This window comes from Acinetobacter sp. YH12227, assembly GCF_013417785.1.
In the GTDB taxonomy this organism is placed as follows: Bacteria; Pseudomonadota; Gammaproteobacteria; order Pseudomonadales; family Moraxellaceae; genus Acinetobacter; species Acinetobacter gandensis.
Window position 1 is genome coordinate 1 of sequence record NZ_VPDH01000079.1, and the last position, 15,416, is coordinate 15,416.

Below are 15,416 nucleotides of genomic sequence, written 5' to 3' on the forward strand. Positions count from 1 at the left end.
GAAAGTGAAGGTAGGGTTTGTTTTAATGTTAAATCTAGATTCTGAGATAAATTCATAAAAAAAGAGCGTATTTACATACGCTCTTTTTACAGCATTTTAACTTTTTTTGCTTAACTGACTGGCATTAACCCGAAGGTGGCCTTTATCTACGCAACTAAATTATTTAGTTTCGTAAACTGAAATTTCTACGCGACGGTTTTGTTCACGACCTGCAGCAGTTGAGTTATCCGCTACTGGAGAAGTTGAACCGTAACCACGTGCAGTAATACGAGTTGAAGAAATACCTTGAGACGCTAGGTAGTTTTTCACTGAGTTAGCACGGTTTTGAGACAATGGGTTGTTGATCGCATCAGTACCAGTGTTATCTGTGTGACCGTGTACAACGATTGCAAGTTTGTTCGCAGTACCATCTTCACGTAATACTTTAGCAACGTCATTCAATGCAGATTGGAACTGAGATTGAATTGTTGAAGAGTTAGTCGCGAATGTTACTGATGGCATAACTAGGTTGATTGAGCCATCTGGATTACGGCCTACATCTACGCCAGTACCAGCAAGTTCTTGTTTAAGACGTTTTTCTTTCTTATCAAGAAGAAGACCAGCACCACCACCGACAACAGCACCGATTGCAGCTGCTTGACCCATTTTGTCTTTGTCAGCATTCGAGTAAGCAATACCCGCGCCTAAAAGAGCACCAAGACCAGTACCGATCGCTGCTTTGTCATATTCCATGTTTTGGCAACCAGTAAGTGCCAACGCCCCAACTACTGCCGAAATTACTAGTGCACGCATTGCATGCCTCCTTCTTTGTGTTTTGTTGTATGGTTGAAATGATGAAGTAAAAAAAATGGTCCGACTATTGATTTTTTGTTAATAATAAAGCGTTTATTTACAATTTGTAATATGAACTCGAGAAATAATTGTTAAATCCATCACAATTTCTTCACAGTTGAGCAGATGCTCTTTTTTATTTAATCAACTCGAACTATATTTGTCTGAATCAATCATAATTAGGACGATTTCCGTCAGGACTTTTTTATATGTCATCTCAAAGCAATAAGCAACCGACACTAAAAAAAATTAGCAAAGGATTGACTGTCGGATCTGTCATGACAGGAAGCACATTTTTTCATGGGCCTCCTGTCCTTACCCTAGGTTTAACCAAACTTTTTAAAAAATCTCGTAAAGTCGATGAAACCAATATCAAAATTACCAACAGCTGGTTAACAGTTAATAACTGGTTGATTGACAATGTTTTACCCAACACTCAATGGGATATCACGATTGATGAAGATTTAGATCTTAATATGCAAGGTCGCTATTTAATGACCTGTAATCATCAAAGCTGGGTGGATACGACGGTCAACCAATATTTTGGTTTAACCCGTATGCCATTGACCCGTTTCTTTACCAAATGGGAACTTATTTTTATTCCCTTTGTTGGACAAGCCTTCAAAATTTTAGGCTTCCCGATGATGAAACGTCACAGCAAAGAACAGATTGCAAAAAATCCAGAGCTTAAATACCGTGATATGGAGGAAGCACGAAAATCTTGTGAACAACTGCTCAGTCAGCCATTTACCCTTTTAAACTATTTAGAAGGTACGCGTTTTACGCCGGAAAAGCATGCTCAGCAACAATCTCCTTACAAAAATCTGCTTAAACCCAAAGCAGGTGGATTGGCACTTGCACTGAATATTTTAGGTGATCAAATTGATGCACTCGTTGATATGACAATCATCTATCCGAATGGTGCCCCAGGTTACGGTGAGTTTTGGCTTGGTGACGTCCCGCGTATTGCCGTTGATTTGCGAAAGATTGAAATCCCTGAATGGGTACTTGGCGGTAATTATGAAGATGATGCTGAATTCCGTGAAAAATTCCAAAACTGGGTAGATCAACTTTGGACCGAAAAGGATCAGTTAATTGATCGTTTAAAAGCTCAGTATCAAGTGAATAAATAATTAAGAAGAAACTTTATATGACGCAGAACACACAGCAACAAAACAAAAAGTCGAAATACCATCAGGTCAATCCAAATAGCTGGTCGTTTAAGCTGTTCTTGGTCTATGACACTTTTATGGTGTTCATTATTGTTTTTAACTTGTTCTGCCTGTGCATGAACTTTTTCTTAATGAGCAATTTAGGCAGTTGGTTCTTTAATAGCATCCATCTGCCAGATGTGCTTAGTTTTTACCGCGAGCATTTACATCCTTGGGTTATAACCACTGAAGCGTGGTTTATCATCTTCTTGATTGTAGAATTAGTGGTGCGTTGGGCCTATGCCATTATCAACAAACATCATCAACGTTGGTTTTTCTTCCCATTTATTCATTGGTATGAAATTTTAGCCATTATCCCCCACCTACGCTTTTTACGATTATTCCGTGCAGGTGTCATCGCTTATCGTTTGTATGAAATGGGCTACCAAATCATCCCTTCGTCTATTCAAAAGAAAGCCTTATTTTATTATCGCGTGATTATGGAAGAACTCTCTGATCGTGTGGTATTAACGGTACTCGATGGGATTAAGCATGAGCTGAATACCAGTACCACACATAAAGATTTGATTAGCAATGTGGTACAGCACCATCGTGATTTGTTTACACAAGTTTTGGCCGAAATTTTACAAGAAAATTTAACCAAAGAATTACGTGCCGAGCGAGACCTAATTGCGAAAAATGTGGGACAAATTGTCAGTCAAGCAATTGAAGATACTCCAGAACTGACTCAGTTACTTCGACTCATTCCGATTGTGGGTAGTCGTATTGAACAGCAAATTCAAAGTATTGGTCAGCGTTTGGGAGAAAACATTACTGAAGGTTTGATTTCACCATTGGCTTATCCAAATCAATCGACGCAAAGTAAACCTAACTTTTATTTAGATATTTCGAATCGAATCACTCGTATTGAAATTGAAAATAATGAAAAATTAGATGAATTGGTTCGTTCAGCTGTTTTTGAAAGTTTAGAAGCCATTCGCAAACAAGTTAAAGTCAAACAATGGCAGCAAATTATGCAAGAACAAGACCAAGCTACAGAATAAACACTCAGTCAAAAATAATTAGCAACATCTCTAGAGTATTGCTGGAAATTGTTCTAGGATTTGCTCTATTTACAACATAACTACTTCGGCACAATAGCAATAGTTAGAAGTCTCAAGGATTCAATATGGCTGATATACGGATAAAAGGCAAAATGGTCAATGCGATTCGCATTCACCTCGATACCAATGATCATGATGCGATCCGCCAGCAACTCACTCCAATGTTCCAAAAAGCATTTCCACCTGGAACACTCGCTGTTATTGAAAGTACTATTGATCAAGAGTTGATTGCGCTCATTCAGCTTTTAATTAGCCTAGATATACAGCCTATTGGTGTGACAGAAGGTCCTTTATCGGAACAAGCACGTGCGATTCAGTTCCCTGTTGTTCCAGCAGACCGTCAACTTCAACAAGTGAAGCCAACACGTGAACAAGTGGTTGAAGAACCTGTTGCTGCTGCGCCTGTAACTGAAGATCAGCCGGTTGTTACCGCAGCACCTGCAATTCGTCATATCACCTCTTATCACAATGAAATATTGCGTACTGGTCAATGTATCGTTCAAGATCATGGCGATATCATTATCAATGCAGGTATAAACAGCGGCTCTGAAGCAATTGCTTCAGGAAATATACATATTTATGGTAGCGCGCGTGGTAGAGTCATTGCCGGAGCGGGTGGCAACCATGCGGCACGCATTTTCTGTCACTCTTTAGAAGCAGAATTAGTTTCTATTGCAGGGACATATTGCGTGGCAGATGATATTCCACCCCATGTGGTAAAACAGCCAGTTCATATTTATTTGAATGACCAGCAAGAGCTAGTATTTGAAGCTTTGCAATTTTAATGTATAAATAAGCACCAAACCCCTATTAAAAAAAGGGGATTTAAACCATAACAGGAGTGGATTCGGTGGCGAAAATTGTTGTCGTAACATCAGGTAAAGGTGGCGTAGGTAAAACAACTACAAGCGCATCTTTTGCAACAGGTCTTGCCCTACGTGGCCACAAAACTGTTGTGATCGACTTTGATGTGGGTTTACGTAACCTTGACTTAATCATGGGCTGTGAACGCCGCGTTGTATATGACTTTGTGAACGTATTAAATAACGAAGCTCGATTACAACAAGCGCTTATCCGCGATAAAGATATTGAAAATCTCTACATTCTTCCTGCATCACAAACACGTGACAAAGATGCGTTAACTGATGAAGGTGTAGCACGTGTAATGGACGAACTTTCTCAAGAGTTTGATTACATTATCTGTGACTCACCAGCAGGTATTGAGCGTGGTGCAATTTTGGCGATGTACCATGCCGATGAAGCAATCATTGTGACCAACCCTGAAATTTCTTCAGTACGTGACTCTGACCGTATCATTGGTATGCTTGATAGCAAAACCAAAAAAGTAGAAAACAACGAAGGTCGTATCCGTAAACACCTATGTATCACACGTTTCAACCCTGAACGTGCAGATAAGCAAGAAATGTTGACGATTGATGACATTTCAAAAGATATTTTACGCGTACCAACTTTGGGTGTAATTCCTGAATGTAAGAGCGTGCTTCAAGCATCAAACGAAGGTAAACCTGTAATTCTCTTTACTGAAGAGTCAGCGGGTCAAGCCTACGATGACTTAGTGGCTCGCTTCTTAGGTGAAGAGCGCCCTTACCGTCATATTACGGTAAAACCTAAAGGTTGGTTAGCACGTCTATTTGGAGCGTAATCATGGCAGGATTTTGGAGTAAACTTTTTAGCAACGACGAAAAGCCGTCTAGTGCACAAACGGCAAAAGATCGTTTAAAAGTCATCGTAGCATCTGAAAATGGTTTAGGTAAACGCCTGAGCCCTGAAAAGATTGACATGATGAAAAAAGAAATCATGCAAGTGGTTAACCGCTATGTTCGTGGTGTAGATGAACAACATATTCAAATGTCTGTTCGTTCAGAAGCGAATATAGAAATGCTTGAAATGAATATCAATTTGCCTGAAGAACGTTAATCTGAATTCTGATTAGTCAAGCATATTGAATCAAGGCAAAATATGAGGCTGGATCAGTAAAGCGCTGCTTTACCCAGCCGTAAGACGAGAAGCTTTGCTTCGAAGTAGCTGAATCATTAGTTTCTACTTTACCCAGCCGCAAGACGAGAAGCTATCCTTCGAGTTGGCTGGATTAGTTTTATTCCTTTGTGAGATCAAAAGCTTTGCTTCGAGTAAACGGGATAACTAAGTATAACTTTTGATCCAACCCTAAAATGAGTCGCTTAACTTAGAGATGGCGAATAAAACCATTTTACTTGCGTACTCATTTTTGCCTTTTTTATGATTAAACCAGCAAGGAGATTGCGATGGCATTATCTCAGCCAGCAACGTTCAATGAAGAATGGTCAGACGAGCGTGTATTTGCCTACTTAACTCAGCTTCCTCCTGAAGGAGTGAATGGCGACTTTCACGTACTCTACCATGCATTCAAACATATGCGTCCGAATGACTATGAACGTCTTTTGACTCAGTTTGTTGCCGATGGCCGTGATGTAAATGCAACCAATCCTGAAGGTCAGCGCATCCATGATGTGATTGCACAGTACCCACGTCAAAGTGCGGGTTTCCTTGAAGTATTGGCAAAATTTGCTTAGCTGCGAATCTTGCAAAAAGCCTGCATCATGCAGGCTTTTTTATTACCTCTTTTATTAAATCTAGCACTCTCTACCCTTTTTTCAGTTAATGCACAATCAACATTAAAACTGGGAAAATCAAGCCAAAACCAATAGTCTGCACGCTAATAATCGCAGCCATTAGTTGCGCATCCCCTTGATAGTAGCGCGTTAAAATATAGGACGATGATGCAGTCGGCAAAGCAAAAAATACCACTAAAATTATCCGTTCAAAATCAGTTAAACCCAGACAACTACTTATCACATAAGCCAAACTCGGCATTAAAACTAATCGCCCAATCGTATTTAAACTCAGACGACGTACATCTGCACGCATCTGCTGAAACTGTAATGCCGCTCCCACAGACAATAAACCCAAAGGTAAACTCATTGCCGCCAATATTTTTAGCAGCTCGGTTAAACCATTAAATAAGGTGAGACCTGATAAATTAAATAGAACACCGACAACACAACCAAGAATGAGCGGATTTTTCGCGATAGAAATACAGGTTTGTCCAAGCTGTTTAACGCTGATATTGGAAAAAGACAGGACAGAAATGATATTCACCAAAGGAACAGCCACAGCAATCAACATCGCAAACATTTGCATGCCTTCTGAGCCAAACAGCGCCCCCATTAATGACAAGCCAATATAGGTATTAAAACGAATATGACTTTGTACATAAACACCAAAACGTTGTACTGGGATATGTGTAAATTGCTTAATACCCCAAAGTACTGCACTTGCGATTAATGTACCTAGCACTAAAACAGTGAGCATGCGCGATACAGTTTGCATATCCAGTTGTACCGCAGATACATTTAAAAAAAGCAGCACAGGAAACATAATAAAATAATTCAGTTTCTCAGAATTGGCCCAAAATTCATCTTTAACAAACTGAGTCCTTTTTAGCACATGTCCCATCGCAATTAATGCCACCAAAGGGAATAATGCCACCACAATATTCATGCTTTTTTTGCCTTGAAATAGCGGATCTATTTCATCTTTAACCGTTCATGGTGCACAATATAATCCTCATCATAATTCATACCAAAATGAGTGATTCCTCATGGCAATGACATTCTCTCAACTCGAAATATTTGTCAAAGTCGCAGAGCAACATAGTTTTACGCTCGCGGCGCGCCAACTTGGTATTACTCAATCTGCGGTATCGCATGCTTTAAAATGCTTAGAGCAACATTGGAATGTCAGCTTATTTAGCCGTGAGCAAGGCGCTATTGCCCTAACACATATCGGCCAACAACTTCTACTACACGCAAAGGAAGTACTCAATACAACACAAATCATGCAGCAGGAAGTAAATGCCGCTCATGGTATCCAACAAGGAACTTTAAGAATTGGTTCTTTTGGCTCCTCTAGCTCAATCCACCTTTTACCTGAACTTTTAAAAGCCTATCGTGAACGCTATCCACATATTGAAATTTTTGTCGAGGAAGGCACCGATGCGGAAGTATCTCAGTGGATTGCGGAGCGACAAGTTGATGTCGGTTTTGCTGTTCTTCCAAAATCGCAACTGGTCACATTCCCACTGATAAAAGACATCTTTATTGCGCTCATTCCGGATTCATTTGAAGTCGCGCAACAAGCTAAACTGAATATTCAAGATATTCAAAACTACCCTTTTATTATGACCCGTGCAGGTAGTCAGTCTCATGTGGAAAAGTTACTGCAACAACATCAAATTCAACCCAAAATCACCTATCAAATGTCGCAACTTTTAACCATTTTAAATATGGTGAATTTACAAGAAGGTATCGCTATCGTTGCAGATATGGCTATGCCCAAAGAATTATTAGCTTTACATCCGCATGTGGTGAAACGTCCACTTTCACCTAATACGCAACGACAGATTGGACTCGCAGTTAAAAATCAACAATTAATAAGTCCAGCATGCAAAGCCTTCATTGAATTAGCTCAGCAAAAATTTTATCAATCAAATTAATTCAGTACTAAAAAACCTGCCGAAGCAGGTTTTAGAGAAAGATCTAATCCAATTGATTAAACCAAAATGTCACGCTTACCATTTGGTCCCATACCACTTACGATACCATTTTCTTCCATTTGGTCGATGATACGTGCAGCACGGTTATAACCGAGGCTAAATTTACGTTGCAGCGAAGAAGTAGAAGCTTTACGAGTTTCCAGTACAAAGCTAACGCATTGGTCATACAAAGCATCTCGATCTGAGCCACCGTCCCCATCCTCAAAGCCGCGAGAAGTTGGTTCTTCGTCGTATGGCGTCAGAATCTCATCCACATAGTTTGGCTCGCCACGTTCACGCCATGCATCACAAATACGGTTTACTTCATCGTCTGAAATAAACGCACCGTGCACACGTTCTGGCTCAATCTTACCTGGCCCAAGGAATAACATATCCCCATGACCAAGTAAGTCCTCTGCACCGCCGGCATCCAAAATGGTCCGTGAATCCAATTTACTATTTACCCGCAAAGCTGCACGCGTTGGGATATTAGCTTTAATCAAACCTGTCACCACATCTACAGTTGGACGCTGTGTCGCTAACAACAAATGAATCCCTGCAGCACGTGATTTTTGAGCCAAACGCGTAATCATTTCTTCTGCTTTTTTACCCACTTGCATGATCATGTCAGCAAATTCGTCGGCAACAATCACAATCAACGGCATCGTTTGTAAACGAGGTGCACGACTTTGTGTAGCAGAATCATCTGGCTTCCACGTTGGATCAATCAGATCTTCACCATTGGCGATCGCTTCTTCAATCTTACGATTATAATCTGTCAGCTTACGCACTTTCATCAAAGACATGAGCTTATAACGACGCTCCATTTCATTCACACACCAATTCAATGCACTAACTGCATCTTTCATGTCGGTCACGACTGGTGTCAATAAATGTGGAATATCGTTATAGTTGGCAAGTTCTAATTGTTTTGGGTCAATCATAATCAAGCGCAGCTGCTCCGGCGTGTATTTCAACAGCATCGAAAGCAACATCGCATTTACAGCCACTGATTTACCAGAACCTGTTGTCCCTGCTACAAGCATATGTGGTGCTTTAGCTAAATCGGCCAAGACTGGATTACCCGAAATATCTTTACCCATTGCCATACTCAGTAAGGCATTTGGATCACGATAAGCAGGTGTTTCTAATAGTTCAATGAGGCGAACCATTTCACGTGAGCTATTCGGCACTTCAATCCCGATATAGGGTTTACCCGGAATGACCTCAACCACACGCACAGAAGCCATGGACATTGAACGTGCCAAATCACGCGAAATATTGGTGACTTTAGAGGCTTTCACACCCGGTGCTAAATCAAGTTCGAAACGTGTGACTACCGGCCCTGGCTGTGCTTCAACCACTTTGGCCTTGACGTTAAATTCTTGTAGTTTAATTTCTAAAAGTTCAGATAATCGAGCCAATTGTTCAGCGGTAAAATTCACTTTTTTATTTGGATCAACTTTATCCAGTATCTCGAGCCCCGGCAAAGTAGGTAAATCTAAACGTTTTTGCGCAACCTGCATAGCGCGTGACATCGGACGACCTGCTGCATCCGTTAATGGTGCATCTAGATCGAAATCTTCTTCAAGATCTAATTCGTCAGGCTTACCAGCAGTTTCTTGCCATACTTCACGGAATACATCTTTATTTGAACTGATTAAGGCTTTTTCATCTTCAGTGACAAAAGTTTGTGGCTGGGTATTAATTTCAGCACGTACTAATGGACTAGATTGAGCATAGCTGCTGGCTGTGCGTACAGGCTGTTCTGTAACTGGATTTGAACGTGCTGCTACCACGTCATCTTCAACCAATAAATCATCTAAACCATCAAAATCAGTTTCTAAAGCGATATTCTTTGGTTGCGCTGAATTAAATATTGCAGTTTGAGTCACTGCTGAAGCAGCCGCAACAGCTGCTACTGCACTTGTAGGCATATTAGGAGCTGACACATCAGCTTCAGAAATATTGAATGGACTATGCACATCAGTTGCTGTTTTACTATTCGGAACAGCAGCTAACAGCTCATCAAATATTTCATCATCATCCCAGTCCACTGCTTTTTGGTTTTGGACAGGCTTTTCAGCAAAAGATTGCTGTACATTCGGCTGTGTTTCAACCACATTGTGAAAATGTGCGGTTTGTGACACAGGCTGCTCTTCTTCAGCAGCTTTTAGCAGTGCGTCGATATCTTGTTTATGACGTTGATCTTCATTTGAATTCAATGCACGCCAAACTTCACCTGAAGAGACAACACGCTTACTGTCTTGCTCTAGCTGATGAGCTTTCGCAATCGCTTGTTCTAATTCTTCATCATCTTGCTCATCAACAAAACTTTCTTGCTGTTGCTGTGCATTCAATTCTTTATCAGCAATATCATCAAATAATCGCTCTGCAACACGATCTCGCACAATCGGATCGACATCTACGCCATGATGTTCATTTGCTGCTGTTACCGATGCAACTGTTTGTTTTGGTGTACTTGTTACCACATCTTTTTTAGCCGTAGGAACAGTACGATCAAATGCTGTGTCCCCTTCAGGCACATTGCGATAGAACAAATCTTGCAAATATGCAGGCGTTGCTTTCAGCGTTACCCAAGTTTTGTTCCACTTAATACCAAAAGCAAGCGTGAACAGCATGATCCAAAATGCGATCAGGAAGATTGCAGCACCATAGACAGTGAGGATTTGCTCTAAACTTTGCCCAAGTTCATAGCCAATAATACCGCCAGAAGCATTTTCAAGCGTATCTTCAGGAACCGTCCAAAATAAGAACAATAAGCTTGACGTAGCTAACAGAATAAAGAATTGCGCAGCATAACGAAACGGTCGGTTTAGAAAGCTACGTGGCCACCACACTTGTATCGCTTCTATAAACAGATACAACGGAATCAACAGGCTGGCCCAGCCTAAAAATCCAAAGAGTAAATCAGCAATCCACGCCCCTGCGACACCACTGGCGTTGGACACTTGCTGAGTATCACTGGATAAATGCATCCAACCTGGATCAAATGGTGTGTATGTTACTGTTGCAAGGAACAGATATATCCCAAATGAGACAAGGAATAATGTCATTATTAAGCGCTGTGCATAAGCACCCGACACCGCTGTCATATACGATCCTGTAACCAATTCTTCATAAATGTTTTTGTCATTAGCCACAATATAAGTGGGCTGAATCTGAACCCAATATTATGCACCTGTTCAGTTAAAAAAGATGCAAGATAATTTAGGTATAGTTGTTAACTCTATTCTATATAGCTCAAAACGATTTCAATGATCAATAATATCGACTTTAATCGCACACAAACGTTCTAAACTTTGACGTATAATTCCACAAATTATCATATAAAAAAAGGATTCTACCGATGAGCGCTCGTCACTCACGTTTGATTATTTTAGGTTCTGGCCCTGCAGGTTACAGTGCTGCAGTATATGCTGCACGTGCTAACCTAAAACCGACTCTGATCGCGGGCATTCAATTGGGTGGTCAACTTACCACAACAACTGAAGTAGATAACTGGCCAGGTGGTGCAGAAGGCTTAACAGGTCCTGCCCTTATGGAACAGATGCAAGCGCACGCAGAACGTTTTGGTACTGAAATCGTATATGATCATATCAATGAAGTTGACTTAAATGTCCGTCCATTCGTCCTTAAAGGTGATATGGAAGAATTTACATGTGATGCTTTAATTATTTGTACTGGTGCAACTGCACAATATTTAGGTCTTGAATCTGAAGCTGCCTTTATGGGTCAAGGTGTAAGTGCTTGCGCAACTTGTGATGGTTTCTTCTACAAAAACCAAAAAGTAATGGTTGTTGGTGGTGGTAACACCGCGGTGGAAGAAGCACTCTATCTTTCCAATATCGCTTCACACGTAACTTTGGTTCACCGTCGTGACACATTACGTTCTGAAAAAATTCTTCAAGATCATCTTTTTGCTAAAGAAAAAGAAGGCAAAATCAGCATCATTTGGAATCACCAAGTGGATGAAGTGATTGGCGACAATACTGGTGTGACTTCTGTGCGTATCAAATCAACACAAGATGGCTCAACTCAAGACGTTGATGTGACTGGTATGTTTGTTGCCATTGGTCATAAGCCAAATAGCGGTATTTTTGAAGGCCAATTAAACTTACGTGATGGTTATATCCAAGTTCAAAGTGGCACAGCGGGTAACGCAACACAAACCTCAATTGAAGGTGTTTATGCTGCGGGTGACATTGCAGACAGTATTTACCGTCAAGCCATTACATCTGCAGGTTCTGGTTGTATGGCAGCATTGGATGCTGAGAAATATCTTGATGCTCTAGGCAAATAATTTCAGCATTAAGTTAATCTTTCGCAGATCAAACTTAAGACCAAGAAGCCGACCATCAGGTTGGCTTTTTTATGTATGATAAAAATACCTGTACACAACTGAGTAGAGTTTTCATGCAGATTCTCCCACCTTCAGAATTCATTTTTCCCGATCCCATTGACGTTGATCCCGAAGGTGAAGGTTTAATCTGCATTGGTGCTGACCTATCTCCTGCTACATTGTTTGAAGCCTATCGAAATGGTTTATTTCCTTGGTTTTCAGAAGGTGAACCCATTTGTTGGTGGAGCCCTGAACCACGCTGCATTATCCACCCCGAAGATTATTATCCGAGTAAATCACTGCTGCGTAACATGAAAAAGTTGGATTATAAAATTACTGTAAATCATGCGTTTGAAACAGTTATTCGTTCTTGTGCCTTACCACGCAGCTACGCCAATGAAACGTGGATATCAGAAGATATTATTCAAGGTTATTGCGCCATGTTTAAGGCAGGTTATGGCTACAGCATAGAAGTTTGGGAAAATGATATGGTCATTGGTGGCTTATATGGTATCAATATCGGCAAAGGATGTTTTGGCGAATCAATGTTCAGTACCCGAACAGATGTCTCTAAAATGGCATTTTATACGCTCATGTTGATCGGACAAGAAAATCAGTTGCCTTGGATTGACTGTCAATTGGTGAATGATCACCTATTAAGCTTAGGTGCGAGTACACTTTCTCGCCAACAGTACCTTAATTCGTTACAAGATGTTGTAAAACAACCTGCTATCGATTGGAAAAAGTATCAGGACAGTGTATTTTCAAGTAAAACAATAGCGCAATGGGCTCGGCTCAGCGAATGAAAATAAAAGAGGGATACTGCGATGAACTCATATCAGCCAAAATCCCTGCTGAATGAATTACAGTACTACATCACGCCTCCGCATGATTGTAGCTACCTTGAAAATAAATCGGCACGGATGGTTTTTCTTGACCCTGTCCATCGCATTGACGTGGTCACATTATCTGAATTATCCCGAATGGGCTTTCGTCGAAGTGGCGATTTTGTCTATCGTCCTGAATGTCATCTTTGTCGCCAATGCTTATCTTCTCGTGTTCCTGTAGATGAATTTGAAATGAACAGCGTGCAAAAAAAAGCATGGAAACGTAACCAAGATTTAACTGTAAAGATTAGCAAACCGAAAGATGCAAGTGATCTGCATTATGCTTTATATGAACGCTATATCAACGAGCGTCATGCCGATGGTGACATGTACCCACCTAGTCAAGATCAATTTGAAAAATTCCTGATTAACAGCTGTACAGACAGTTTCTTCTTGGAATTGTGGAAAGATGATCTTTTAATTAGTGTTTCAACCTGTGATCCTTTGGATGATGGCCTCTCTGCGGTATATACCTTTTTTGATCCCGATGAAGGTCGCCGCTCACTAGGTACATTTGCCATTCTCAAACAAATTGAGCATGCCAAAAAATTAGGCTTACAATATGTGTATCTCGGCTACTGGGTGCCCGATTCACAAAAAATGAATTACAAGTCGCAATACATTCCTTTAGAGCTTCTACTTGATGGGCAATGGCGTCGACTCAATCGCCCATTAACCCAAGACGAGATAAGTCAATTGGGGGATTCCCTGATGACGACCTTACCTTCAGGTTGGAATAACCCCATTATCAAGTAAAATGATTTTCATTTTAAGTTAAAAAAATCACGGCATGCTCAATACATGACCGTGATTTTTTTAACTTAACCCAATTAAGGCTTCTTCAATAATTATTTAAATAATGCGGCAAAGTCATCACTACAAGCCCGAACCATAATAATGGCATGCTCACGTGTTCCATCCGGATTGGGATAGTAATTCTTTCTTAGATCGATCTGATGGAAATCAGATTTTTCATACAGTCTTACAGCTGCAACATTGCTTTCACGTACTTCTAAAAATATCTGTACAGGATTATTTTTTAATAAAGCAATCGACTCATCCAGTAATTGATAACCTAGACCCTTCCCTTGCTGTGAAGGATGAATGGCCATTAGGAGCAAATTTGCTTCATCCACTACGGGTTGCAAAATACAAAATCCGACCACTTGACCTTGTCGTTCGATCACTGTGCTTTGATATGAATCAATCGATTCTTCAAACTGCTTCAATGTCCAAGGATGGCTCTGCACCAGCTTTTCTATTTCAAATACTTGCTGCACATCGCTATGCTGCATCAAACGAATCATCTTCGTTTATCTTTCATCAATTGCGGAAGTCGCATTATAGGAACTTTGTTCATAAAGTCGAATAAAAAAAAGAGCGATCTTTATCGCTCTTCACAAAAAGTTACCACAGCGCTGTGATTAAAGTCCCAAATATGCTTTCCATGTTTTTAGCAAACCATGTGTATCAATATCATTTGGGTGAAAACCAGGTTTAAAGTACATCAACATTTCTTTGCCCATACCCGTAATAATGCCTTTTGATGGACTATAACCATAGGTATAAATATCTTTCAAAGCAGCGAAATTTAGTTGCTTATCTTCTTTAAGCAAACGTGCCACAAAATAGCTCTGTACAAAGAATAACGTGACCATTGCGCCAACTAATGAACCCGTGCGTAAGGCATAAGCCTTGAAACCTTTACCAAATACGCCTTCAAAGACATCGTACGCAACAGCTTTATGTTCATTCTCTTCAATTGCATGCCATAACCACATATTTTTCATGGTTTCATCTGCCATCAATTCCTGGATGTGATTATTCACCAATAATTGAGATGCAATCGTTGCTGTAAAATGCTCCAAAGCAGTGGTTGCTGTTAAATCCACCATTTCTTGGGTAATTCCAACAGGTTTACCAATACGTGCAAATACTTTACGTACACCTTGGATTACACGACCTGTGGCTTTATCAAGCGTTTCTACATCATGACCATATTTCTGAGCCGAAGCATTGAAGCCCTCATGTTCTTGTGTATGCATCGCTTCTTGACCAATGAACGCACTGATCTCTTTTTGCAATACCTCATTGTTTTTAATGGCTGGGTGCTGTCTCACAGCACGAACACTGTCAATAAAGAACATTTCACCTGCTGGAAATAATGCAGATAAAGCAGTCATAAAATGCGTTAAACCCGCAGACCCATTCATCCAATATTCAGGCACAGCATCGAAATCAAAATTCATACGACGAACTGGAAAGCTCGCACCTGCGCGATTGGTAATCTTTACTTTAGCATTCATGCAAAAACTCCTACTGAGTGAATACATCACTCATTGGTGGTGTTTCAAAAAGTATGCTGAAAAAAAGCAGGTTGAATTTTGATAAAATAGAGAAATGCAAATAACTCTAGAAATCAAATGTCCAACCTGCCTCAGTGACAGTATAAAGAAAAATGGCATC

The 15,416-nt window shown here is 40.4% G+C and carries 15 protein-coding genes; 10 read left to right on the forward strand and 5 right to left on the reverse strand.

Annotated elements, in window-relative coordinates:
- Nucleotides 1-159: 159 nt before the first annotated feature.
- Nucleotides 160-792 (reverse strand): OmpA family protein, encoded by a 633-nt coding sequence (locus FTV09_RS14630; protein ID WP_067766185.1) that lies wholly within the window; start codon nucleotides 790-792, stop codon nucleotides 160-162.
- A gap of 248 nt (nucleotides 793-1,040) precedes the next feature.
- Here FTV09_RS14630 and FTV09_RS14635 point away from each other — a divergent pair, with 248 nt between their 5' ends.
- The 6 genes from FTV09_RS14635 to FTV09_RS14660 all read left to right on the forward strand — a co-directional run bounded on the left by FTV09_RS14635 (nucleotide 1,041) and on the right by FTV09_RS14660 (nucleotide 5,679).
- Nucleotides 1,041-1,964, forward strand: coding sequence for an acyltransferase (locus FTV09_RS14635; protein ID WP_180058739.1), 924 nt, complete (start codon nucleotides 1,041-1,043; stop codon nucleotides 1,962-1,964).
- Between the two features lie 17 nt (nucleotides 1,965-1,981).
- Nucleotides 1,982-3,046 (forward strand): preprotein translocase subunit SecA, encoded by a 1,065-nt coding sequence (locus FTV09_RS14640; RefSeq protein ID WP_180058740.1) that lies wholly within the window; start codon nucleotides 1,982-1,984, stop codon nucleotides 3,044-3,046.
- 125 nt (nucleotides 3,047-3,171) lie between these two features.
- A complete protein-coding gene (minC, locus tag FTV09_RS14645) occupies nucleotides 3,172-3,891 on the forward strand; it encodes a septum site-determining protein MinC (protein WP_180058741.1) in 720 nt (239 codons plus the stop codon).
- Nucleotides 3,892-3,956: 65 nt separating this feature from the next.
- Nucleotides 3,957-4,769 carry a septum site-determining protein MinD gene (minD, locus tag FTV09_RS14650; protein ID WP_067766170.1) on the forward strand — a complete coding sequence of 271 codons (813 nt, stop codon included), beginning with the start codon at nucleotides 3,957-3,959 and terminating at the stop codon, nucleotides 4,767-4,769.
- 2 nt (nucleotides 4,770-4,771) lie between these two features.
- A complete protein-coding gene (gene minE / locus FTV09_RS14655) occupies nucleotides 4,772-5,044 on the forward strand; it encodes a cell division topological specificity factor MinE (RefSeq protein ID WP_067766168.1) in 273 nt (90 codons plus the stop codon).
- Between the two features lie 347 nt (nucleotides 5,045-5,391).
- Nucleotides 5,392-5,679, forward strand: a complete 288-nt coding sequence (locus tag FTV09_RS14660; RefSeq protein WP_067766167.1) for a PA4642 family protein — start codon at nucleotides 5,392-5,394, stop codon at nucleotides 5,677-5,679.
- A gap of 85 nt (nucleotides 5,680-5,764) precedes the next feature.
- Here FTV09_RS14660 and FTV09_RS14665 read toward each other — a convergent pair whose 3' ends face one another.
- The gene (locus FTV09_RS14665) at nucleotides 5,765-6,667 is read right to left on the reverse strand and encodes an AEC family transporter (RefSeq protein ID WP_180058742.1); all 903 of its coding nucleotides are present in this window, start codon (nucleotides 6,665-6,667) and stop codon (nucleotides 5,765-5,767) included.
- A gap of 106 nt (nucleotides 6,668-6,773) precedes the next feature.
- On the opposite strand from FTV09_RS14665, the gene FTV09_RS14670 reads away from it, so the two are divergent.
- A complete protein-coding gene (locus FTV09_RS14670) occupies nucleotides 6,774-7,661 on the forward strand; it encodes a LysR family transcriptional regulator (RefSeq protein WP_067766326.1) in 888 nt (295 codons plus the stop codon).
- A gap of 56 nt (nucleotides 7,662-7,717) precedes the next feature.
- On the opposite strand, the gene FTV09_RS14675 is transcribed toward FTV09_RS14670, so the two are convergent.
- The gene (locus FTV09_RS14675) at nucleotides 7,718-10,816 is read right to left on the reverse strand and encodes a DNA translocase FtsK (protein ID WP_180058743.1); all 3,099 of its coding nucleotides are present in this window, start codon (nucleotides 10,814-10,816) and stop codon (nucleotides 7,718-7,720) included.
- 254 nt (nucleotides 10,817-11,070) lie between these two features.
- Between FTV09_RS14675 and trxB the strand changes: the two genes are divergently transcribed.
- From trxB to FTV09_RS14690, 3 genes are all read left to right on the forward strand, one after another.
- Nucleotides 11,071-12,024 carry a thioredoxin-disulfide reductase gene (gene trxB, locus FTV09_RS14680; RefSeq protein WP_067766160.1) on the forward strand — a complete coding sequence of 318 codons (954 nt, stop codon included), beginning with the start codon at nucleotides 11,071-11,073 and terminating at the stop codon, nucleotides 12,022-12,024.
- Between the two features lie 113 nt (nucleotides 12,025-12,137).
- On the forward strand, nucleotides 12,138-12,869 hold the full coding sequence (aat, locus tag FTV09_RS14685) for a leucyl/phenylalanyl-tRNA--protein transferase (RefSeq protein ID WP_067766157.1): 732 nt from the start codon (nucleotides 12,138-12,140) through the stop codon (nucleotides 12,867-12,869).
- 21 nt (nucleotides 12,870-12,890) lie between these two features.
- A complete protein-coding gene (locus FTV09_RS14690) occupies nucleotides 12,891-13,706 on the forward strand; it encodes an arginyltransferase (RefSeq protein ID WP_067766154.1) in 816 nt (271 codons plus the stop codon).
- Between the two features lie 92 nt (nucleotides 13,707-13,798).
- On the opposite strand, the gene rimI is transcribed toward FTV09_RS14690, so the two are convergent.
- The gene (rimI, locus tag FTV09_RS14695) at nucleotides 13,799-14,257 is read right to left on the reverse strand and encodes a ribosomal protein S18-alanine N-acetyltransferase (RefSeq protein ID WP_067766151.1); all 459 of its coding nucleotides are present in this window, start codon (nucleotides 14,255-14,257) and stop codon (nucleotides 13,799-13,801) included.
- Between the two features lie 117 nt (nucleotides 14,258-14,374).
- A complete protein-coding gene (locus tag FTV09_RS14700; RefSeq protein WP_180058744.1) occupies nucleotides 14,375-15,256 on the reverse strand; it encodes a metal-dependent hydrolase in 882 nt (293 codons plus the stop codon).
- Nucleotides 15,257-15,416 lie beyond the last annotated feature (160 nt).